Annotated in this window: 21 protein-coding genes; 9 read left to right on the forward strand and 12 right to left on the reverse strand. The window is 61.5% G+C overall.

Features of this window, described 5'->3' with window-relative positions; all coding sequences use genetic code 11:
- The first annotated feature begins 151 nt into the window (after positions 1-151).
- The 5 genes from I2487_RS11780 (at position 152) to I2487_RS11800 (ending at position 3002) form a co-directional block, all read left to right on the forward strand.
- Complete coding sequence (locus tag I2487_RS11780; protein ID WP_345941417.1) at positions 152-748, forward strand: sigma-70 family RNA polymerase sigma factor; 597 nt, start codon at positions 152-154, stop codon at positions 746-748.
- Positions 729-1394 carry a hypothetical protein gene (locus tag I2487_RS11785; RefSeq protein WP_207170043.1) on the forward strand — a complete coding sequence of 222 codons (666 nt, stop codon included), beginning with the start codon at positions 729-731 and terminating at the stop codon, positions 1392-1394. The genes I2487_RS11780 and I2487_RS11785 overlap by 20 nt, the downstream gene beginning before the upstream one ends.
- Positions 1395-1402: 8 nt before the next feature.
- A complete protein-coding gene (locus I2487_RS15870) occupies positions 1403-2419 on the forward strand; it encodes an ImmA/IrrE family metallo-endopeptidase (RefSeq protein WP_207170044.1) in 1017 nt (338 codons plus the stop codon).
- Positions 2420-2503: 84 nt separating this feature from the next.
- A complete protein-coding gene (locus I2487_RS11795; RefSeq protein WP_207170045.1) occupies positions 2504-2659 on the forward strand; it encodes a hypothetical protein in 156 nt (51 codons plus the stop codon).
- Between the two features lie 70 nt (positions 2660-2729).
- Positions 2730-3002 (forward strand): hypothetical protein, encoded by a 273-nt coding sequence (locus I2487_RS11800; RefSeq protein WP_207170046.1) that lies wholly within the window; start codon positions 2730-2732, stop codon positions 3000-3002.
- A 114-nt stretch (positions 3003-3116) separates the two neighbouring features.
- Here the strand turns inward: I2487_RS11800 and I2487_RS11805 are convergent, their stop codons facing one another.
- The 3 genes from I2487_RS11805 to I2487_RS11815 form a co-directional block, all read right to left on the reverse strand.
- Positions 3117-3797 carry an Abi family protein gene (locus I2487_RS11805; protein ID WP_207170047.1) on the reverse strand — a complete coding sequence of 227 codons (681 nt, stop codon included), beginning with the start codon at positions 3795-3797 and terminating at the stop codon, positions 3117-3119.
- A 543-nt stretch (positions 3798-4340) separates the two neighbouring features.
- Positions 4341-4652: a metal-sensitive transcriptional regulator gene (locus I2487_RS11810; RefSeq protein ID WP_207170048.1), complete on the reverse strand. Its 312-nt coding sequence runs from the start codon at positions 4650-4652 to the stop codon at positions 4341-4343.
- On the reverse strand, positions 4649-6631 hold the full coding sequence (locus I2487_RS11815) for a heavy metal translocating P-type ATPase (protein ID WP_518523721.1): 1983 nt from the start codon (positions 6629-6631) through the stop codon (positions 4649-4651). The genes I2487_RS11810 and I2487_RS11815 overlap by 4 nt, the downstream gene beginning before the upstream one ends.
- Between I2487_RS11815 and I2487_RS15875 the strand changes: the two genes are divergently transcribed.
- The gene (locus tag I2487_RS15875; RefSeq protein ID WP_518523722.1) at positions 6581-6853 is read left to right on the forward strand and encodes a hypothetical protein; all 273 of its coding nucleotides are present in this window, start codon (positions 6581-6583) and stop codon (positions 6851-6853) included. The genes I2487_RS11815 and I2487_RS15875 overlap by 51 nt on opposite strands.
- Positions 6854-6971: 118 nt before the next feature.
- Here I2487_RS15875 and I2487_RS11820 read toward each other — a convergent pair whose 3' ends face one another.
- The 4 genes from I2487_RS11820 to I2487_RS11835 all read right to left on the reverse strand — a co-directional run bounded on the left by I2487_RS11820 (position 6972) and on the right by I2487_RS11835 (position 10871).
- On the reverse strand, positions 6972-7280 hold the full coding sequence (locus I2487_RS11820; RefSeq protein WP_255546310.1) for a YHS domain-containing protein: 309 nt from the start codon (positions 7278-7280) through the stop codon (positions 6972-6974).
- A gap of 24 nt (positions 7281-7304) precedes the next feature.
- The gene (locus I2487_RS11825) at positions 7305-9644 is read right to left on the reverse strand and encodes a heavy metal translocating P-type ATPase (protein ID WP_207170051.1); all 2340 of its coding nucleotides are present in this window, start codon (positions 9642-9644) and stop codon (positions 7305-7307) included.
- Positions 9634-10494, reverse strand: a complete 861-nt coding sequence (locus I2487_RS11830; protein ID WP_345941418.1) for a DUF8832 domain-containing protein — start codon at positions 10492-10494, stop codon at positions 9634-9636. Before I2487_RS11830 ends, I2487_RS11825 begins: the two co-directional genes overlap by 11 nt.
- A gap of 158 nt (positions 10495-10652) precedes the next feature.
- Positions 10653-10871, reverse strand: a complete 219-nt coding sequence (locus I2487_RS11835) for a heavy-metal-associated domain-containing protein (RefSeq protein WP_207170053.1) — start codon at positions 10869-10871, stop codon at positions 10653-10655.
- A gap of 99 nt (positions 10872-10970) precedes the next feature.
- Between I2487_RS11835 and I2487_RS11840 the strand changes: the two genes are divergently transcribed.
- From I2487_RS11840 to I2487_RS11850, 3 genes are all read left to right on the forward strand, one after another.
- Positions 10971-12125: an FAD-dependent oxidoreductase gene (locus tag I2487_RS11840; protein ID WP_207170054.1), complete on the forward strand. Its 1155-nt coding sequence runs from the start codon at positions 10971-10973 to the stop codon at positions 12123-12125.
- 234 nt (positions 12126-12359) lie between these two features.
- Positions 12360-13679, forward strand: a complete 1320-nt coding sequence (locus tag I2487_RS11845) for an MFS transporter (protein WP_207170055.1) — start codon at positions 12360-12362, stop codon at positions 13677-13679.
- 265 nt (positions 13680-13944) lie between these two features.
- On the forward strand, positions 13945-14823 hold the full coding sequence (locus I2487_RS11850; protein ID WP_207170056.1) for a F510_1955 family glycosylhydrolase: 879 nt from the start codon (positions 13945-13947) through the stop codon (positions 14821-14823).
- A gap of 80 nt (positions 14824-14903) precedes the next feature.
- On the opposite strand, the gene I2487_RS11855 is transcribed toward I2487_RS11850, so the two are convergent.
- From I2487_RS11855 to I2487_RS15560, 5 genes are all read right to left on the reverse strand, one after another.
- Positions 14904-15560, reverse strand: a complete 657-nt coding sequence (locus tag I2487_RS11855) for a DUF305 domain-containing protein (protein WP_207170057.1) — start codon at positions 15558-15560, stop codon at positions 14904-14906.
- Between the two features lie 153 nt (positions 15561-15713).
- Positions 15714-16748 carry a DUF418 domain-containing protein gene (locus I2487_RS11860; RefSeq protein ID WP_207170058.1) on the reverse strand — a complete coding sequence of 345 codons (1035 nt, stop codon included), beginning with the start codon at positions 16746-16748 and terminating at the stop codon, positions 15714-15716.
- Between the two features lie 184 nt (positions 16749-16932).
- Positions 16933-18054: a sensor histidine kinase gene (locus tag I2487_RS11865; protein WP_207170059.1), complete on the reverse strand. Its 1122-nt coding sequence runs from the start codon at positions 18052-18054 to the stop codon at positions 16933-16935.
- Positions 18051-18758, reverse strand: a complete 708-nt coding sequence (locus I2487_RS11870) for a response regulator (RefSeq protein WP_207170060.1) — start codon at positions 18756-18758, stop codon at positions 18051-18053. Before I2487_RS11870 ends, I2487_RS11865 begins: the two co-directional genes overlap by 4 nt.
- A 228-nt stretch (positions 18759-18986) precedes the next feature.
- Entirely contained in the window at positions 18987-20039 is a 1053-nt protein-coding gene (locus I2487_RS15560; protein WP_255546315.1) for a C40 family peptidase, read from the reverse strand.
- Positions 20040-20114 lie beyond the last annotated feature (75 nt).

Raw genomic sequence — 20114 nt, forward strand, 5'->3', positions numbered from 1 at the left:
GCTCGGGTACCGCAGCCCGGCTGAGTATGCTGAAATCTGTACCCATTGAAGAAACCGCGGCCCGCATAACGCGTGGACCTACTTCCGGGGGCAACCCAAGGGCACTGATCTCGACTACGAGGTGAGGAGGCGTATCAAAGATGAGTAGAGCGTGCCGAATGCCCAATACCTGCTGTCCGTCATCGAGCCAAAGCGGATGAACGCCGTGGCTCCAGACCTGGGTGCTCTATATCTCCGACACCGAGACACCATGTACAGAATCGCGGCATCGGTCCTGCACCGTCTGGGGCGAGAATCAGAAGCAGAAGACGTGGTCCACGACGCCATCACGTCAATCCTGGCGTCTCCGCCGCAGGACGTCCGCAACTGGGAGGCTTACTTGGTGAAGGTGGTGAAACGACGGGCCCTTGATCGCGTCAGGTCCGCAGAAGTTCGCCATTCTGGTCCTGAGCTCGATGAGTCCATCCATGACCGGGACGACGGCACCGACATGGCCGAAGAAGTGGCGGAGGAGCTGAACCGCCAGACGCGTGCTGCCTCACTGTCGAACCACCTAGTGGTCCTGGACGTTCGTCACCGGAAAGCCGTATGGGATTTCGTGGCTCTACGGCGACCGCGCTCTGAGATAGCAGCGGAGTTAGGAGTGACTCCAGCGCGGGTTACCCAGATGAAGACCCGTGCACTAGAACGCCTATTAGAAGAAGTCACAAGAGGGGAGGGAACCAACGATGGAAGACAGTACGCGTGATGAGATCCTCACCCAACTGATCGATCGCCCCCAGGAACGTGAACGCATTCTGCACGAGGCGCGCCTGAGTGGCGAAAAAACTGATCAGCTGATGACTCTGGCTGATACAGCGGACATGCTCTGGCTCTCAGCCCAGGGCGCACCCCCGTTAGAGAACGATCCAGTTGCTGCGCTGCTCGGACTTGTGCCGAACCAATCGTGCGCGATCGACTCCACGGCATTGTCCCGCGTGCGAAAGAGATCGCGCATGACGGTCAGTGATGTGGCCAAACGCCTCCAGGAGCGCGGGTGGGAATTTAGCAAGAGCGACGTTTTGAGATGGGAGATGCGCACTGCGGCAGACGTTCCGCCCGCCGTGGGACAGGCTTTGGCCGACATCTTGGGCACAGAGGTCGAGAGCCTTATCTCTACTGCTTCGCCGGACACTTTCGCCCCCCAGATAGCTGCAGTGCGCAGACACCCGCTTTTCGAGAACCTCGTCAATCGCTGGGCCGAAGCCATGCACGTCTCAAGAACCGTCGCTGCTTCGGCACTTGAGGGACGCATGCTCACGACTGTTCATCGCGGTGAACGTCCCGACACCGAACAACTGGTCAGTTCCCTCGAAGCTCTTGTTACCAGCATCGAGCGTGCAGACCAGGAGTGAGCGCCCTTATGAACTTGGACGCTTGCGTCGAACAAGGGGTAGCTCAACTGTCGGAGGATGTACGTATCCGTTTCGCAGTGAACCCCATTGCGGTTCTCCGCGAAGACGTGGGTTTAACGGTCACTGCGGTCGAGCATCTAGCGACTCACCGGGACGAGGGGGGCGCCTGTGACGGTGTTTCATTCCTCCAGGACGGTGTGATCCTCTACGCGCCGACCCCGAGTAGCCGGCGTGAGAACTTCACTCTGGCCCACGAACTCGGTCACTGGCTCGCCGAGCAAGCTCCAGATGTCTATGACTGGATAGCAGACCAGCACGATCCAGGTCGACTACTCGAGACGATCTGCGACCGAATCGCTCAACAAATTCTCTTGCCAGAAACAACGGTCCGTGCCGTCATCGGAAGCGGGTCGATTAGAGCACACCACCTGATCGACATTTTTCACGCTACACAGGCGAGTCGACCTGTGTGCGCAATCGCCTTGGCTCAGCATTTGCCAGGCTTGGGAGCGATCGCGATCATCGATCGATTCACTCGGACCGTCACCCACGCCAGTGTCCGGCCAGACCCTGAGCAAGGATGGCCCTCCGTTTTTCCCTGGCGCGACCAGGAGCTCCCGGAGAGTCACCCTCTGCTTGGCCTCGCCCCAGGGGAAGACGCAGCTCGACGCTTGCCCTGGCGGACACCCTGGGGCACACAAGAGAGCTTCTACGTGGAAGCTATCGCGGACGATAAACGGATCTTCGCTGTCTTCAGCGATTCAGACCTTTGGAACATCGCAGAATTCCACGCCCCCACTCAGAGAGACTTCGATCGTCGCCCGCTGCTTACTGATTCGTGCTGCGGGACCACTTTTGAGAGTCGAGGATATCCGTGCCCTGACTGTGGCCAGCCATACTGCCCTCGTTGCGGCGATTGCAAATGTGAGCGACTCGCCAAGCGCGAGGTGAGGTGTGGCCGCTGCTTCATGCTGTTCCAACCTCACCTGTTTGTTGACGGTGAATGTGTGGAATGCCGCTCCTAGCCCTAACTTTTTGGCCCCCTGTCTCGACTACCTACTGAGGGCCCCACACAGTGGACCTGGCTCCTCGGGACGGAGGTGAAGGGTATGGCAAAGAACACTGGAAATGGGCACCGCGTCGGTGCGGTCAAGGGACGCAGCGAGTTCAAGCGCGGCAGTACGTGGTTCAAGCGGGACACCGCCACCGGTCGGATCCTCAACGGGAGCGACAACCAGCACAAGGGCGTTCGCAACGAGAAGTGATGCTGCGGGTCGGCGGTTTCCCAGCCGTCGACCCGCCTCACCGGCCAACGAAATATCACCTGGAGGAAACATGGCAGTGCACTGGGTCAATTACGACCTCAACAAGACAGGCCAAAACTATACGAAGCTCATCGAGTATCTGAAGTCTCACCAAAGTTGGGCGAAACCCCTCGCGAGCAGCTTCTTCGTGAAGACGTCCCTGACTGCGGGGCAGCTTCGAGACGGGATCAAGAAGCACGTCGACGGCAATGACAGCATTGTGGTCGTGAATGTCACCGGTCAGGGCTGGGGTACAGCGAATGTTGATTCAAACGTGACGGCATGGCTGAAGAAGAACCTCTGAGGTTCTGGGCGGATACGCATCTGCTTGGTCATCAGCGATACGTAGGGGATCTGTTCGGCTTTCCGCGCTAGTAGGTGAGGACAGGGCGCCCCTCCTAGCGGGGAAAGTCGCAGCTCAGGGTTTCTGGCCGAGTACCTGGTTGAAAATCGAGGTCTGTGCGACGTGATTGTGGACGGGAGGGGCGAGTAGTTGCAAACACGACATCATCCCCTCGTGCGTCGACTTTGGGTCTAACGTGGGAGTGAACAGGGGTTCATGGTGAGCGATTCGGTTGCGCAGCTTGTTGACCTCTCCTACCTGTCCATCTACTTCTTTGCGCGAGGTGCCTTTAGGGAATGCGTGGTGGAGGTAGGGAACCCAGAGCGTCTTCTCCATCGAGTTCGTGGTGAGCTGACGCCAAAATCCGAACGTCAGTTCGGCAATGACTTTTCCGGGAGAAGCTTGGCTGTCGCCGCATTTGGCGATCGCTTGATCGACGTTCTTCCTGTTAATCGAATTGACGTCTGAGCCTCGCTTGATGCCACGAACGTTCTTGGTGCGCCATATGGGCATCACTGCGGGAGATTCGGCGTGGAGTAACCAGTGGGTCTGGTGGGGCCATAATGAAGAAATGACGATGTCGTAGGAGTTGCGGAGTGCGACTTCGAAGTGGGCGATGTCGTGCATGAGGGCTTGCCCGGCAGCGACATTCCATTCGTACAAATTCAGTGCCTGTTGGCGGTCGCCATTGCACTCCTCGACGTAGCGTTGGAAGCGCGCGGCGCCGAGCCAGGAGTCGATCCATGCGTCAGACATGGAGACATCATCTCAAAAACATAGCCCCGGCGACGTGGTCTAGGACCAGCGGTCGGCACGGGGCTTACATGTAAGACTATACATGTTTGGGTTGGTGCCTCACCAGTGAGTGGGTCCAGACCGTGAGATCGGTGCTGATGGTGGGCTTCGACAGGCTTAGGTCCAAGGTCTCGTCAGCTGGTCCGATTGATCAACCCGCCATGTCGCGAATACCGGGCCCTCACCGTGCATCTCAATCGAGCGGGGTATACGGGCACTCCGATGCCAGCATGCGTATGGGTTGGGTTTGGAGTGAGGGAGTGCCCTGTGAGCGACCGGCTTACGGGCAGGCCGCGACGACAGTCTTGATGACATGAGCACCCCCTCTTGACTTCAAATGCGCCATAAACCTCTACGCGGCATTAATTTCCGAATGAGATTAGGACAGATCTGAAACTCTCAAACGTAGACGGGTCAACCGTCTGAACGAGACCATGACGCCAACCCACGGAGGGGCATACATCGTGTCCAGCCGAAAAAGGACGCGCCGGGGAATTGTGTAGGTCAGGATTTGACGAGTCGGGTTATTGCGGCGAGTGCTTCTCCCATTTTGTCGTCGGCCTCTTCTCCACCCTTCTCCACGGCTGCTGCTACACAATGCCGGAGGTGGTCATCGAGGAGCCACAGGGCGACGTTTTCTAAGGCGGCGGTGGCTGAGCTGATCTGGGTCAGGACATCGATGCAGTAAGCGTCCTCGTCGATCATGCGGTGGATTCCGCGGGTCTGACCCTCGATGCGTTTGAGGCGGGCGAGGTAGCGGTCCTTCTCACTGATGTAGCCATGGTCTGCTGGGGTCGAGTCGGTCGTGGGGGTCATCGTGGTTCTCTCCTGCTCTGTGTCTTGCTGAGTTCTTGTGAACGGTCGAGGAGCCGATTCGTGCTGGATTGCGGTGTGAGGTCAAGGCGGCGCAACAGTTGAGCATTCAAGGCTACGACAACTGTAGAGGCCGACATCAGGATCGCGCCGATACTCATCGGGAGCACGAATCCGACGGGCGCCAACACGCCGGCGGCCAGCGGCACCGCGGCAAGGTTATAGCCAGCAGCCCACCAGAGGTTCTGCTTCATCTTCCGGTAGCTGGCGCGGGAGAGTTCGAAGACCGAAAGGACCGATCGTGGGTCTGAGGAGGCGAGGATCACCCCGGCGGACCCGATGGCCACGTCGGTGCCCGCGCCGATGGCGATACCGACATCGGCCTGTGCCAGTGCGGGAGCGTCATTGACACCGTCGCCGACCATGGCGACTTTTCGCCCCTCGGCCTGGAGTTCGGCGACCTTGGCGGACTTCTCCTCCGGCCGCACACCGGCGAACACTCGGTCGATGCCCAACTCGGCGGCCACGGTTTCGGCCACAGCCTGCGCATCTCCAGTGATCATCACCACCTCTGAACCGGCGGCATGGAGAGCCGCGACAGCGTCACGGGACTCGGGCCGGATCTCGTCAGCCAAACGGAGCGCTCCGATGACCTCGTCATCTGCCAGCACATGAAGAATGATCGCGCCCTCTTTCCGCCATTGTTCGGCGATTGAGAGCTCCTTTTGGCGGTGTTGCTCCAGGAGGTAGGGGCCGCCGACCTCAACAACAACTCCATCAACGCTGGCTCTGACCCCGACAGCCGGGGATGAGGAGAAGTCGTTGGCCTTAGGCACGTTCAGGCCGCGGGTGTTTGCGGCTCCTACGATTGCCCGGGCCAGAGGATGCTCACTATCGGATTCTGCAGCAGCCGCCAGTGCCAACACGTCGGCTTCTTGGAGGTTCCCTGCCGGGTGAATGCTGGTAACCGTGGGTTCGCCCTTGGTCAGAGTCCCGGTCTTATCGAAGAGCACTGAGTCTATGGTGCGCATGGACTCCAGCGCGAGGCGGTCTTTGACCAACACTCCACCGCGGGCGGCGCGTTCGGTGGCGATAGAAACCACCAACGGGATCGCCAACCCCAACGCGTGGGGGCAGGCAATGACTAGGACAGTGATGGTGCGCACTACGGCAGCATCCGGCATACCAAGGAGGGCCCAGACTAACGCGGTGACCAGGGCCGCACTCAAGGCAAACCAGAACAGCCAGGCTGCGGCGGTATCGGCGATACGCTGTGCCCTGGAAGATGATGCCTGGGCTTCAGAGACGAGTTTCTGAATACCTGCCAGAGCGGTGTCTTCGCCGATCGCAGTGACTTCGACGCGCACACCGGAATCGGTCGCCACGGTCCCGGCCACGACGTGTTCGTTGGTATGACGGCGCACCGGCTTTGACTCTCCGGTCACCATCGACTCATCCATCGAGGCGCTGCCGTCGATGATCTTCCCATCGGCCGGCACCGAAGAACCTGGTCTCACGATCACCACATCGCCGACGACGAGGTCAGCTGGGGAGACCTTCACGATGTCCTCGCCTTGGACTTTCTCGGCCTCATCGGGCAGGAGCGCTGCCAGGGAGTCTAATGCGGAGGTGGTCTGCGCCAGGGAGCGCATTTCGATCCAATGGCCCAGCAGCATGATGACCACCAAGAGGGCCAGTTCCCACCAGAAGTTCAGCTCATGATCCAGGATCCTCAGCGTCGCGCCCCAGGACGCGAAGAAGGCCACGGTGATGGCGAGTCCGATGAGCAGCATCATCCCGGGTTGCCTGGCGCGAATTTCCGATATTGCGCCAGTCAGGAATGGTTGACCACCCCAGAAATAGATGATCGTGCCTAGGACGGGGGACACCCACCACACCCATGTGGTGTCCGGGAGTTGGTAACCGAGCAAGTGGGCGAACATCTCATTGAACCCCACGACCGGCACCGCCAGGACCAACATGATCCAGAACAACCGGCGGAACTGACCGACGTGGTCTCCATGGTTGTCGTGATTGTGCCCAGCGTGACCGCCGTGTGTTTCGTGCCCAGCGTGGTGCTGGCCTTCGTGCCCACGGTCCTCACGTTCATGCCCATCGTGGTCGCCATGACCGGGTGGGTGAGCGCGCCGATTGTGATGACCACTGTGCTCGTCGTGAGAATCGCGGTCAGGTGCTTGATGTGATCGTGACGACTGCTGATTCATGCTGGGGTCTCCTGCGTGCTGGTGGTGCTAGAGCCAGGGGTCGGTGTGCCCCAGAGAGAGTTGCCTCCTGGGGCACACCGAATGGGCGAAGAGCTTGCTATGCGGTAGCGGCGTAGCGGTCGGGGTCAGCGTCGAAGAGCGGTCCGCAACCATCACAGCACAGCCAGTAACGCTGACCCTGATAGTCGCGGTAAAGCCCGACCTCTTCAGCCTCACATTTGATCACCGGAGTACCAGCCATGACCGGACACGCGGCGAGATTATCGCCGGAGGTCTCCGCAAGGTCCTCGGTCTTGGGTGTGTGACCACAACACCCTCCGGATGCAGTGTTCCCTCCGGGGCGGTCATCGGCGATGGAGTTCTCCTCGTAGGGGTGATTATTGAGGTGGATATCTGGGCTCATCATGTGTTCCTCTCTGTCATTGTGTCGTTAGGGGGTCATCGGTTCACGTGAAGGGGTAGCGGCCGCGGCCGGGGTGCTGCTCTGGTCAGCTTTGGCTTTGAAAGTGCGTAGCCGCAGGCTGTTTGAGACCACCGAGACACTCGAGAAGGCCATTGCCGCTCCGGCGAGCATCGGGTTGAGCAGTCCCAAGGCAGCGATCGGGATCGCTAGAGTGTTATACCCAAACGCCCAGAACAGGTTCTGCTTGATTGTGCGCAGCGTTCTGCGCGCTAGCCGGATAGCGTCTGCGGCTGCGCGCAGATCCCCACGGACCAGGGTGATGTCAGCGGCCTCAATGGCCACATCCGTCCCGGTACCCATCGCCAGACCCAAATCAGCCTGAGCCAAGGCCGGGGCGTCATTGATCCCATCCCCGACCATCGCCACCACCTTTCCTTCACGCTGAAGGCGGACGACGACATCGACCTTGTCCTTGGGCAAAACCTCGGCGATCACCTGGTCGATACCTACTTGGGCAGCGACCTGCTCGGCCACAGTCTGGTTATCTCCAGTCAGGAGCACCGGGGTCAGGCCGAGTTCCTTGAACTGCGCGATCGCGTCTGCGCTGGTGGGTTTGACCTGATCCGAGACCACCAGCACTCCTCGGGCCTGACCATCCCAACCCACAGCGATCGCGGTTTTACCCTCGGACTCGGCTACCTGCTTGGCTGCCTTTAGTTCCTCATCGAGGTAGAGGGACCACTCGTTGAGCAAGGACTCCCGGCCGGCAATGACAGCGTGACCATCGACGACGCCCTGGACGCCTTTGCCTTCGATGTTCTCGAAGGACTCCGGGGTCGGCAGTTCGCCGACCTGGCTGGTCGCCCCAGCAGCGATCGCCTGCGCGATCGGATGCTCAGAGGCGTCTTCGAGCCCGCCAGCCAGGCGCACCAGTTCGTTGCGGTCCACGCCTGCGGCCGGGAGTACATCGGTCAGTGTCATTTTCCCGGTGGTGACAGTGCCGGTCTTATCCAGCACGATCGTGTCAACTCTGCGGGTGGATTCCAGGACCTCGGGGCCCTTGATGAGCACCCCCATCTGGGCACCTCGTCCGGTGCCGACCAATAGCGCGGTCGGAGTTGCCAATCCGAGGGCGCAGGGGCAGGCGATGATAAGTACCGCGACTGTGGCGGTGAATGCTGCCGCGATAGGGAACCCGGCCATCAGCCAGGCCCCGAGGGTTGCCGCGGCCACCGCGATGGCTACCGGGACGAAGACCCCGGAGACCCGGTCGGCCAATCGTTGGATTTCTGCCTTACCCGACTGGGCATCTTCGACCAGCTTCGCCATCTGTGAGAGTTGGGTATCTGATCCCACTCGGGTAGCCCGAATGACCAGGCGACCTCCAGCATTGACGGTGGCACCGGCGACGGTGTCACCGTCAGTGACCTCCACGGGTACAGATTCACCAGTGAGCATGGAGGCATCGATTGCCGACCGACCGGAGGTGATGATGCCGTCGGTAGCGATCTTCTCCCCGGGGCGAACCACGAACTCATCCCCCACGGAGAGATCCTCGATTGAGACCCTCTGTTCCTTCCCATCGCGGAGGATCGAGACTTCCTTCGCTCCTAGTTCCAGCAGGGCCCGTAGTGCGGCCCCGGCTTGTCGTTTGGAGCGTTTCTCGAAATATCGGCCCAAGAGGATGAAGGTGATCACCCCTGCACCTACTTCGAGGTAAATGTGTCCCAAACCGTCGGAGCGCGAGATCGTCAGCTCGAAGGGGTGAACCACTCCGGGTTGGCCAGCAGTTCCGAAGAATAGGGCGATTATCGACCAGATCAACGCTGAGGAGGTGCCCACCGAGATCAGAGTGTCCATGGTGGCGGCCCCGTTTCTCAGGTTCTTCCACGCGGCCTTGTGGAAGGGCCACCCGGCCCACACCACTACCGGTGCACCCAATGCCAGGGAGGCGAACCCCCAGTAGTCGAACTGCAGGGCCGGGATCATCGCCATTGCAACTACCGGCGTGGCCAACAGCGCAGCCCCAATCAGGCGCTGCTTAAGCACCCGCAGTTCAGTATCCTCCGCCGACTCACCCTCCTCGTCGCGATCACTACTTGCGCTATTTTTCGGAGGTTTCGGCAAGGTGGCGGTATAACCGGTCTTTTCGACCTCGCTGATCAGTGATTGCGGGTCCAAGTCGGCTGCCCCTGTGACGCTAGCCTTCTCAGTGGCGTAATTGACACTGGCGGTGACCCCATCGAGCTGGTTGAGCTTCTTCTCAATCCGGTTCGCACAGGAAGCGCACGTCATCCCACCGATCTGTAACTCGACCGTACTAGTGACGGTGGTATCGCTGGTGCTGGTGGCGTTCTCAGTGGCCATGATCGTCATCCTCTTCGTGGTCATGCCTGGAGTCCAAGGAATCCGAGTCCTCCTCAGCGGAGGAGTCGGCCCCGTCGTGGCCTGCCTTGGTGGCGTCTAGGACTAGCTGCGCGGTGTGCACCTCGTTCTCTACCTTGAAGTCGAGGTAGAGCAGGTACCGACCGTCGGTGGGTGCGGTGGTCATGAAGGTGATATTCGGGCCGGAGGTCTCACCCGTCTCGGGTTCCTCGCCGTGCGGGTGGACGTGGAGGTAGCCCAGGTCCCCTTCGCGCAGAGCGACCAGGTGACCATAAGCCCCCAGGTAGGGCTCCAGGTCGGTGACCGGCTCGCCCTCGCGAGTGATGCTCATCGTCAGTGCCGAAGACTGACCCGCGATGAGGTCACCCTCAACGCTGACGTCGAAGTCCTCCACGCTGGTATGCGTAATGGGTTCTGTAGCTGGGGCCGGGGCGTAGTCCCCGGCGACCTGGACCGCCGTGGACAGGGTCAGGGCCTTGCCCGTACCGCTGGGAACGAAGTCCGCGAAGACCTGGTAGGAGCCCGCGGTCTCCCATTCCCAGGGGATCGACCAGGTCCCCTGAGCGTCCATCTCGGGATGGACGTGACGGAAGTCTTGCCCATCGGAGCGAACAACGATCAGGTGCATGTCCATCTCGTGATCGACGTCGAAATCGGTCACAGGGTCTCCATCCGGTCCGGTCACCACGAACGACACCTCCCCCTCGGTGCCGGTCTCAGTCGGGGCGTTCACGGTGGTGAGCTGATACCCCTCCTGAGCAGAAGCAAGCCCGAGAGAATCAGTCCCTGCGGCGTGGTCCTCGTGTTCGCCTGTTGCTGTCGCGCTGCTCATCTGTTCACTTCCTCCATGTCCGTCATGGGTGCCATCTCTGGATTCTTCTGTCCAGTTCTGCACGGTCTCGTCAGAGATGACAGCGTTGGCGGTGAATCCCGAGACGGCGAACACGACCACCAGAACCAATCCGTAGAGTCCCAGTCGCAAAGGCGCTCTCATTGTGAGCTCCTCACCGCGTCGTATCCTGCCTCGTCAACAGCCTCGATCACGGCGGCGTCATCGACGCCCTGCTTAGAAGTCACCGCGAGGCGTCCGGTGGCCGCACTGACCTTAATGTCGATGACATCGGGCAGTTGCGAGACCTCAGAGCGGATCGCGATTTCGCAGTGTCCGCAGGTCATTCCGGTCACGGCATAGGTCTGGGTCAAACTCATCGTCAAACTCCATCCAATAGGGGTAGGGGGTATGTGTATAGTCATGTATACCCCCTGGGGGTATCGAGGTCAAGAACTGAAGATTCGAGGAGGCTAGCTATGGCGGCGGAACGCATCGTGATCCTCGGTGCCGGGGCAGCAGGAGTCGCAGCAGCGAGAGGACTGAACGCAGTAGAGGGCATTGAGGTTGACCTAGTGGGCCTCAGCAGAGAAAAGCCCTTTAACCGGACCTTGGTAAACAAGGGCGTTGCCACGGGGCTCCTGGAACCTGGACAGGCGCACTTGCCCCAGCCAGACGTTCCGCTGGTGGCCGACACTGCCCGGGTCGTGGATTTACAGGCGCGCACAGTGGAACTCGAATCGGGGGCCACGATGGACTTCGATGCACTCATCGTGGCCACCGGGAGCACTCCCCGGCGCTTGGACCCCGAGCTTACTGGCCTGAACGCGGCGGTGATGAGTCAGCGGGTGACGACGTTGCACTCGATGAAGGATGCCGTGCGAGTGCATAACGTGCTGGTCCGGAGTCCCTGTCCAGCTCGCATTATTCTTCTCGGCGCTGGACTCGTCGCCGCAGAAACCTCGTCGTTACTGAGCCGGGCCGGTCATGACGTTGTGATTGTCAGTGGCTCGACACATCCGGGGCGCACCGCGTTAGGCCCCGTCACCGCTGACCGAATCGCCGAGCTTCATCGCACCCAGGTCTCCATGTATCTGGGTCGTACAGCCAGGGAGATAGCGGTTGTCGAGGATCAAGTCGAGCTGATCCTTGATGACCACACCCGGCTCGAGGCGGATCTCATCATTGTGGCGCTAGGCACTGTCCCCGCAGCCCCCGCGCCATGGAATGGGGCGGTGGAGACCGACGATCACCTAAGGGCACTTGGGGCACCGCGGGTATATGCCGCCGGCGGGGTGGCTGTTCACCACCACCCGGGCCTAGGGTCCTACAGAATTGACCACTGGGCAGAGGCCGCGGCCCAAGGAACGCACGCCGCGCTCACGGTACTCCACGACCTGGGTAAGGCCCCTGACCCGGGGGCATATCTCCCGCGCAGCGCCTTCTCGGTTCGACTCTACGATCAGACCCTTACCGGCGCCGGGCACATCGGACCCACCACGACGACGCACGTGGCCTCAGTGCAACCGCTGAGCATCGTGCACACGCAGGCCGGCATTCCAGTGGGAGCACTCGGTCTTGAATCCGGGCGCTTCGTCAGAGACTGGATACCGCACCTCCACGTTCGTGCGTGAATGGGAAGCGTTCCCAAGAAAATACGCGCTCACCCCACCTTGACGTATACCCCCGGGGGGTATACTTTCTTGCAGTGGAACGAGTGACCCCCCCCGGGGTCAGAGTGATCAGCTCCCAGATCCTCAGGTGGATACCACAGGCCAAGAGTGGATCTGCCCATCAAGGCTCACGGGATGCAACGGCGTCCTAGGCGAATAGCGTGACCGTGACGAAGAGACCCAGGAGAACCCGCTATGGGTATATTTGCGATTCGTGATTACCGACGGTTGTTCAGCGCCCAAGTCATCGCGCTATTCGGTACTGGATTAGCGACCGTCGCCCTCGGCCTCCTGGCCTATGAGCTGGCCGGCTCGCAGGCGGGCACGGTGCTCGGCACTGCCTTGACCATCAAGATGGTCATGTACGTGGTGATCGCGCCACTGGCCGCCGCCTACGCCGACCGTCTACCACGGCGCATGTTCCTGACCCTTCTGGACGTGATCCGCGCCGGGGTGGTGCTCGCGCTTCCCTTTGTGACCGAGATTTGGCAGATCTATGTGTTAATCGCGGTGCTACAAGCTGCCTCGGCGGCCTTCACTCCTACTTTCCAAGCAGTCATCCCAGACATCGTTGCCAAGGAATCCGATTACACACGCGCCCTGTCGGCATCACAGGTCGCCTACACCATGGAGAGCCTGCTCAGCCCGGTTCTGGCAGCCGTTGCGCTGACCTTCATGACCTTCAATTTCTTGTTCATCGGCACCTCGGTGGGATTCGTGATCTCTGCGATTCTCGTGCTCTCGACCCGTATCCCCAACGCCAGGCCCAGCGGAGAAATCAAAGTGTGGGATCGCATCACCTCCGGGACAAAGACATTCGTCGCCACGCCGAGACTCCGCGGAGTCCTAGGACTGAACCTCGTGGTCGCGGCAGCCAGCTCGATCGTGGTGGTCAACACCGTCAACTATGTCCGTGATGAGCTTGGCGGCACCCAAGCCGACGTTGCCTGGATGCTGGCCACCGCGGGTGCGGGAACCTTGATCGTCGCTGTGGCGTTGCCTCCTGTGCTTGATCGTGTGGCAGATCGCACAGTGATGCTGACCGGTGCCATCACTTTGCTTATCGGCCTGCTCTCTGCGGTCACCATGGCACTCGCCAGACTGACCGAGTGGGCCGTCACAGCACCCATATGGGCGATCATCGGGGCCGGCATGGCGTTGATCGTCACGCCGATCGGGCGGGTCATCCGCGCTTCGGTTACGACACCAGCCCTACCCGCAGCCTTTGCCGCGCAATTCTCTCTCTCGCACATGGCTTGGCTGGTGACCTACCCGATAGCGGGCTGGGTCGCAACGAACTTCGGCTTCCCCGTGGCCTGGTCGATCCTTGCCGCACTTGCCATACTCGGAACTCTCTCAGCCGTGATTCTTTGGCCACGCGAAAAGAACGCCGAAACTCTCGAAACAGAACCTCCTATGGATATCTCAGGGGAGTCGGTCATGACCCGCGACGGAGCATTATCCGGTGAGGGAGCCCTCGCAGCATCCCAGTGCACTTGCGTAAAGGCCGTGTGACATCTGGGGAGGGGGAGCCGCAGACGCAGTCGGCGGAAGCTAGGGGCAGCAGCGGGGGAGTATCAGCAGTCGCTAAAGAACTCCTCGAACGTGATCGAGTGGTGCGGTGTGCGGTGCATCACCTTCTTATGCCCCTCTGGGGGTTGGTGTTTCGGCCTTCATCAAATCTTCAGGTGCCCTCGACCGGTTCTGCCTGAATCCGCAAATAGGGTGGAAACTCACCCTCTTGCTCTCAAGAACTCCCGGCACGCGTAGGAAGGGCTATATGACTGCTTTGACCCGAAGGATCCTGCTCACCGGCGGGATCGGACTGCTCAGCGCTGGTGCTATCGCGGCGTGCGCTGAGGCTGGACCTTCAGCAGACTCCGAGAACGGCGGGGGAGCTGAGGACGGTGAAGACTCCGAGTCCGGCGCTGCGATCGGTCATGTCCACGGCATCGCGCGCGATCCCTCCGACGGGGTGGTGCTGCTGGCTACCCACTACGGGCTGTTTCGCGTGCAAGACGGTGAACTGGTCTCTGTGGGGCCCACCGTGGACCTGATGGGATTCACGCTCGCCCCCGAGGGTCGCTACCTCGCCTCAGGCCACCCAGGAGCTGGTTCAGATCTGCCCGAACCTGTGGGGCTGATCGAATCCACGGATCAGGGGGAGAGCTGGACGGTGCTCTCACGGGGCGGTGAATCAGACTTCCACGCCCTGACTGCCGGTGCTGATCGCATCCTCGGTTTCGACGGGGAACTGCGCATGAGCACAGATGGCCAGAACTGGGAGACGCTGTCTATTTCGGCGCCTCCGGCGGCCCTGGCCATGGCACCAGGGACGGGGGAGATCGCCGCGGCAACCGAAGCCGGGCTGCTGCTCTCCACTGATGGCGCCAGCTGGGAGACACTTGAGACCCCGCAGCTGATCTCGCGCGTGGCCTGGGCAGATGAGACCACGATCGTCGGGTCAGGAATCGATGGACGACTGATGACCAGCCGCGACGCCGGGCAGACCTGGACTACCAGCGAGGAGCCGGTCGGTGAGGTCGTCGCCCTGGCAGCCAGCCTCACCGAGGACGGGTCCGTAGAGGCCTTGCTGGTCGTGGACTCCACCGTGCTGCGCACCGTGGACGGCGGGAACACCGTCGAACAGCTGGCCTGACGTGAGCCAGAGAGACCTAAAGAAAGTAGGGCCCTGCCGGATGCAGCTGCATCCGGCAGGGCCCTCTCTTTCTCGGTTGGTCAGAGTTCTTCGAGCACGGTCTCCATCTCCTCGATCTCGGCCTGCTGGTCAGAGATGATGCTCTCCGAGAGCTCCAGGGCCTCAGGGTTCTCGCCGTTCTCCAGGTGATCTTCTGCGGAGGACACCGCACCTTCATGGTGGGCGATCATCTGCTGCAGGAACAGTCTGGATGCTTCAGTTCCGGTGGCGTCCTCAAGCTCACTGAGGTCATCCTCGCTCATCATGCCCTCCATGTCCGACATGCCCTCCATCGAGTCCATACCTTCCATGTCCTCCATGTCACCATCTCCGTGGTCCATGCCTTCCATATCGCCATCACTGGTGCCCGTCTCGCCCCAGGCTTCAAGCCAGGATTCCATCTGCTCGATCTCCGGGCCCTGGGCCTCTCTGATGTCCTCGGCAAGGGTCGAGACTTCGGTCTCGATGTCGTCCTTCTCGAGCAGGATGTCGGACATCTCCACGGCCTGGGCGTGATGCATGACCATTCCGGAGATGTACTCGACGTCTGCCTCGTTGTGCTGGTCTGAGACCTCTTCTGTGCTCTGGGCAGTGTCAGGGGCAGACTCACTGGGCTCTTCATCGGATGTTCCGCAGCCGGTCAGTGCTGCCGCGAGAGCGAATGCTCCCAAAGTCGCGGTGAAAGTCTTCGTCGTCATGAGATCCTCCGGTGTCAGGCTGATTTCGGGTCCAGAAGAGTCAACCTCGCGAGGAGTCTCACACATACCGGGAACAGGCGATCTTCAACGAACCTTCATCAAATACAGAACGCTTCTTCGCAGGCCAGACCGGAGCAGGCCGGAGAGACTTGTTCAGGGGGTGGGACGTCGAAGCTTGGGCGCCCGCAACAGCACCTCGAGAGGACCCCGGTTGAACCGGACGCGCCAGAGCGAGGCGAAGACCATCAGCACGAGTACTGTGCCGGTGGTGGCGAGCACGCCCTGGGCCAAGGTGTCCGGCCCTGGACGGACGATCGAGGCGAGGATCAGCAGATGCCCGACGTAGGCGGTCAGGGCCAACTGCCCCAGGTGGATCAGCGGTGTCAGCCCTGGGCGGGACCACGTGCGGATTTTCAGACACACGCCCAGGACGAATATCGCTGAGCCTGTGCCGCTGATCAGCCATAGCGGCATCTGGGAATGCGCCACCGAGCTGAGGAGTCTCTGCCACGCGATATGGCTGGTGGGTTCCCCGAAGAGCCCCACCAGAGCGATTGATGCCAGGTGAGCGGCCACAGCAGCGACGGCGCCCCAGACGATCAACCGGGTGCTGATGCGCGAGTCACTGAGTTTCTGGCGTCCTAACCAGATGCCGAAGACGAACGGAGCACCCCAGACGATCAACGGGTAGGGGCCCGTGACAACGATGCCGGTGAAGATCTCCCACGGAGAATCAGAGACGGCGACAGGGTCACGATCAAATTCCCCGTCGGTGTAGATCTGTCCCATGATCCATATCAGCGGTCCAAACAGCGCGCTTGTCGACGCCACCAGCAGCAGAGAGCACCCGGTGGCCCTCAGCAGAGGCAGTGAGAACAGGATCAGCAGCGCGTAGATCTGCAGAATCACGGCCACGTCGTGATCCAGCTCCTGGAGCGCCAGTCCACCCAGGAGCAGCAGGGCGCACCGCCACACCAGCGACACCCAGGGCAGCGGGGTCTGTTGCAGCAGGGAGCGTCGAGTCATCAAAGACAGCCCGATGCCGCCGAGAAGGACGAAGAGCAGAGAGGCTCGACCATAGGGGATGCGGTAGAGCATCTCCAGGAGCTCGTTGTCACCGCGGGGCCCGGTGTTGATGGCGATCATGCCGATGACGGCCAGGCCGCGTGCTGCGTCTAGGGCGACCATGCGGTGTCGACCCCGTCGGGACGGCCCTTCGGAAGGGGGTGTTCCCTCAGTTGACACTCTCGTCCTCCGTGGGTTTCGGTTGCTTTGAGCCGGGGGGATTGCTTCGGGTGCAGCCATTGAGGGTATCCAGTGGCTCCGGAGACGCGGTGGACCACACGTGGTCCTTCATCGAACCTTCACGTTCTCACTCGGACTGGCGGGGTAGCTCGACGGTGAAGACAGCCCCAGCTCCTGGTCCGTCGCTGTGGGCGCGAACGGTTCCCCCGTGGGCGGTGATGATGGAGCGAACGATGGCCAGGCCGATCCCTGAGCCTCCATGTTGGCGGTCTCGGGCGGTGTCCACACGGTAGAAGCGTTCGAAGACGTGTGGCAGATGCTCAGTCGCTATCCCGTGGCCGGTGTCTGCAACCTCTATGGTCACCGACGTTGTTGAGTGTGCTGCTCGTAGGGTCACTTCGTCGCCGGGATCAGTGTGGTGCAGTGCATTGTCTAACAGGTTGGTGAGTACCTGTCCGATGCGCCCGCTATCGACAGTGACCCCGATTTCCTGTGATTGAGCGGTGGCGTCGACAAAAAGGTTCACTCGCTTCTCTCGGTAGCGTCCGCGCGTCTGAGCTTCGGCCGTCGTGAGCAGCTCACCTACCTGGGTGGGGGCTGGTTGCAGACTCAGGTGTCGCTCTTCGGCGGCGCTGACCAGTGAGATGTCTTCGGCCAGGCGAGTTAGACGCGCGGTCTGTTCCCGCAACATCACCAGGGTCTGATCATCGGCGTGGGCGACCCCGTCCTGCATGGCTTCGAGATACCCATCGACGGTGGCTACGGGGGTGCGCATCTCGTGAGCCAGATCAGAGAGTAGCCGTTTGCGGGTGCTTTCGGTCTGGTCCAGCTTGCTGGCCATCGTGTTGAAGGCGTCCATCAGTTCTGTGAATTCAGCGCCCATGCTCACCTCAGGCACCCGGGCGGTGTAGTCGCCCTCTGAGACTTGGGTGACCGCGCCACGGACTGTGCTGATTGGGCCGATGAGTCGACGGACCAGGAAGAGTGTGACGATGACTGAGGTTGCCACGGCTGCCAGTAGCGCGAGTGCGAGGGTGAGTGTCCACGCGGCGTCAAAGGCTTCTTCGGCATGAGTGATGACTTCTGGTTCAGGGTTGACGCTCTCTACCATCAGCATGTGGTCATGAAAGATCAACGGTCCGATGATGAGCGCGACGAGCCATGCGGTGGCAGCGGCGACACAGAGCACCACGATCAGGGCAGCCAGGATGCGCGTTCCGAGTCCGGCGCCTCGTCGTTGCTGTTTCATCGAGCGGATCCCGCCTTGTACCCGATACCACGAACGGTGTGAATGAACTCAGGATCTGTCGGGACATCTCCGAGCTTTCGGCGGAGATGACCCACGTGGACATCGACCAGGTGTCTATCTCCAAACCAGTCCTGGCCCCATACCCGAGTGATCAGTTCCCGTCGAGAAATTGCGACCCCCTGTTCTGAGATCAGGGCAGCCAAGACGTCGAACTCTGTACGGGTCAGTTCAACTGGTGCACCTCGAAGATGGACATCACGTCCGGCCAAGTCGACGCGGAGCGCCCCGATCTCAACGACCCGGGAGACAGCTCGTGGGCCCTGCCGTGGCCGGCGCAGCATGGCACGCACTCGCAGCACTAACTCACGGGGGCTGAAGGGTTTGGTCACATAGTCATCGGCACCGACGGAAAGCCCGATGAGCCGGTCCACTTCCTCGGCACGTGCAGTGAGCATGACGACGTAACAGTCGGAGAAGGTGCGGATCTGGCGGCACACCTCGACACCATCCATACCCGGCAGGCCCAGATCCAGGATCACCACGGCGGGGTCTTGATCCCGGACCATCTCTACGGCAGCAGCGCCGTCGCTGGTGGTTGCTACGTTCATTCCTTCGCGGTGAAGGTACTGCTCAACGAGACGCAGAAGTGGTCTCTCATCGTCGACCACAAGGACCTTGACCGTACCGGTGGAGCTATCCGTCATGAACTGATCGTAGATTGGTATCTGCGCCGGCAATCGGTGGCTCCTTGGCGGTGCTCTGTCCAGCACGGACTAAGCGTCAACTTGGGTGATCATCGGTGGCGCCGGAGACCTTGCTGGTCTCATTCACTCACTCCAAGTTCGTGAACCTGGTAGCCGCAGGGCGCGATCCCTGTGAGGATCGCGCCCTGCGGCCGAGGTTTCTACTGCACCGCCGAGGCGGCGAAAGCGTCAGTTCGCGCTGAGGTACATGGTGTTGGTCCAGTACGGGGAGTTCAGCGGGTACTGGATGGTGCCCACGCGGGGGTTGTTGGCGCCGATGAGCTGGCCGTTGCCCACGTAGATGGCGGCGTGGCTGCCACCGTTCTGGATGACGATGTCGCCCGGGGAGGGCGAGGAGACCTGGCGCATTGAGGCCATCATGCCGTAAGTGGTGCGCGGCAGCGATTCGCCGGCCTGGTTGTAGGCCCAGTTGATGAAGCCGGAGCAGTCCCAACCCGAAGACGGTGAAGTGCCACCGAGGACGTAGGGGTTGCCGAGACCTGCATAGGCGGCGCCCACGATCGAGCCGTTGCCGCCGCTGGAAGCGGCCGGGGCCTCTTCCTGTGCGGGGGAGGTTGAGGCGACCTGGGTGTTGCCCTGTGACTGCTGGCCGGTGTTGGCTTGCGAAGTCTGCTGGCCGGTGCTGCTCTGAGCCTGCCCGGTGTTTCCACCCTGCTGGCCGGCGTTGGACCAACCGGTGTTTCCGGTGCTGGACTGCTGCTCCTGCGGTGCGGGATCAGTCTGCTGCGCGGGAGCTTCCGGCTCGGTTGGCATCGGCATGGAGGCGGTGACGGCCTCTTCCACCTCTTCCACCACTGGGGTGGGCTCAGGTGCTGGCTCCGGCTCCGGCTCGGGCTCAGGTGCGGACTCCGGGTCCGGCTCAGGTGCGGGCTCCGGGGCCGGAGCGGGCTCTGGCTCTGGTTCCACCACAGGTGCGGGGCTGGAGGTCACCATGGGACGGTCGAAGGAGAGCTCGACCTCGCTGGATGCGGTCACGGCCACGGCGGAGGTGGTGCTGGCGCGCTCCACGCTGAGACCGGATGTGGTCACGTCCAGGGTGGTGACCTCGGGGGTGCTGATGTCGGTGCCGGCGTTCGCGGCGACTCCTGAGGTGATCACGAGGCCGGAGGCGGCGACGGCTGCTGCCGCGCCTCGTCCGACGGTGCCGGCGTTGGATGCCACGGCCTTTGCCAGTGAGGGCTTGGTCTGGCGGCGCCGGTCACGGCGTGAGACGAAAGTCATGTCTGTCACTTCTCTGGAAACCTCTCCCTGTAGTTGCGGGGCCGCCTGGTGTGAAGTGTGAGCCGGGTAGCTCAC

Source organism: Nesterenkonia sp. E16_10 (assembly GCF_017347085.1).
Classification (GTDB): Bacteria; Actinomycetota; Actinomycetes; order Actinomycetales; family Micrococcaceae; genus Nesterenkonia.

Bases quoted from the DNA above. Each gene is read 5' to 3' on its own strand.
- I2487_RS11785 (WP_207170043.1), top strand. From the start codon at position 729: ATGGAAGACAGTACGCGTGATGAGATCCTCACCCAACTGATCGATCGC.
- I2487_RS15870 (WP_207170044.1), top strand. From the start codon at position 1,403: ATGAACTTGGACGCTTGCGTCGAACAAGGGGTAGCTCAACTGTCGGAG.
- I2487_RS11795 (WP_207170045.1), top strand. From the start codon at position 2,504: ATGGCAAAGAACACTGGAAATGGGCACCGCGTCGGTGCGGTCAAGGGA.
- I2487_RS11800 (WP_207170046.1), top strand. From the start codon at position 2,730: ATGGCAGTGCACTGGGTCAATTACGACCTCAACAAGACAGGCCAAAAC.
- I2487_RS11805 (WP_207170047.1), bottom strand. From the start codon at position 3,797: ATGTCTGACGCATGGATCGACTCCTGGCTCGGCGCCGCGCGCTTCCAA.
- I2487_RS11810 (WP_207170048.1), bottom strand. From the start codon at position 4,652: ATGACCCCCACGACCGACTCGACCCCAGCAGACCATGGCTACATCAGT.
- I2487_RS11815 (WP_518523721.1), bottom strand. From the start codon at position 6,631: ATGTTGGTCCTGGCGGTGCCGGTCGTGGGGTTCAATGAGATGTTCGCC.
- I2487_RS11820 (WP_255546310.1), bottom strand. From the start codon at position 7,280: ATGATGAGCCCAGATATCCACCTCAATAATCACCCCTACGAGGAGAAC.
- I2487_RS11825 (WP_207170051.1), bottom strand. From the start codon at position 9,644: ATGGCCACTGAGAACGCCACCAGCACCAGCGATACCACCGTCACTAGT.
- I2487_RS11830 (WP_345941418.1), bottom strand. From the start codon at position 10,494: ATGAGCAGCGCGACAGCAACAGGCGAACACGAGGACCACGCCGCAGGG.
- I2487_RS11835 (WP_207170053.1), bottom strand. From the start codon at position 10,871: ATGAGTTTGACCCAGACCTATGCCGTGACCGGAATGACCTGCGGACAC.
- I2487_RS11840 (WP_207170054.1), top strand. From the start codon at position 10,971: ATGGCGGCGGAACGCATCGTGATCCTCGGTGCCGGGGCAGCAGGAGTC.
- I2487_RS11845 (WP_207170055.1), top strand. From the start codon at position 12,360: ATGGGTATATTTGCGATTCGTGATTACCGACGGTTGTTCAGCGCCCAA.
- I2487_RS11850 (WP_207170056.1), top strand. From the start codon at position 13,945: ATGACTGCTTTGACCCGAAGGATCCTGCTCACCGGCGGGATCGGACTG.
- I2487_RS11855 (WP_207170057.1), bottom strand. From the start codon at position 15,560: ATGACGACGAAGACTTTCACCGCGACTTTGGGAGCATTCGCTCTCGCG.
- I2487_RS11860 (WP_207170058.1), bottom strand. From the start codon at position 16,748: ATGGTCGCCCTAGACGCAGCACGCGGCCTGGCCGTCATCGGCATGATC.
- I2487_RS11865 (WP_207170059.1), bottom strand. From the start codon at position 18,054: ATGAAACAGCAACGACGAGGCGCCGGACTCGGAACGCGCATCCTGGCT.
- I2487_RS11870 (WP_207170060.1), bottom strand. From the start codon at position 18,758: ATGACGGATAGCTCCACCGGTACGGTCAAGGTCCTTGTGGTCGACGAT.
- I2487_RS15560 (WP_255546315.1), bottom strand. From the start codon at position 20,039: ATGACTTTCGTCTCACGCCGTGACCGGCGCCGCCAGACCAAGCCCTCA.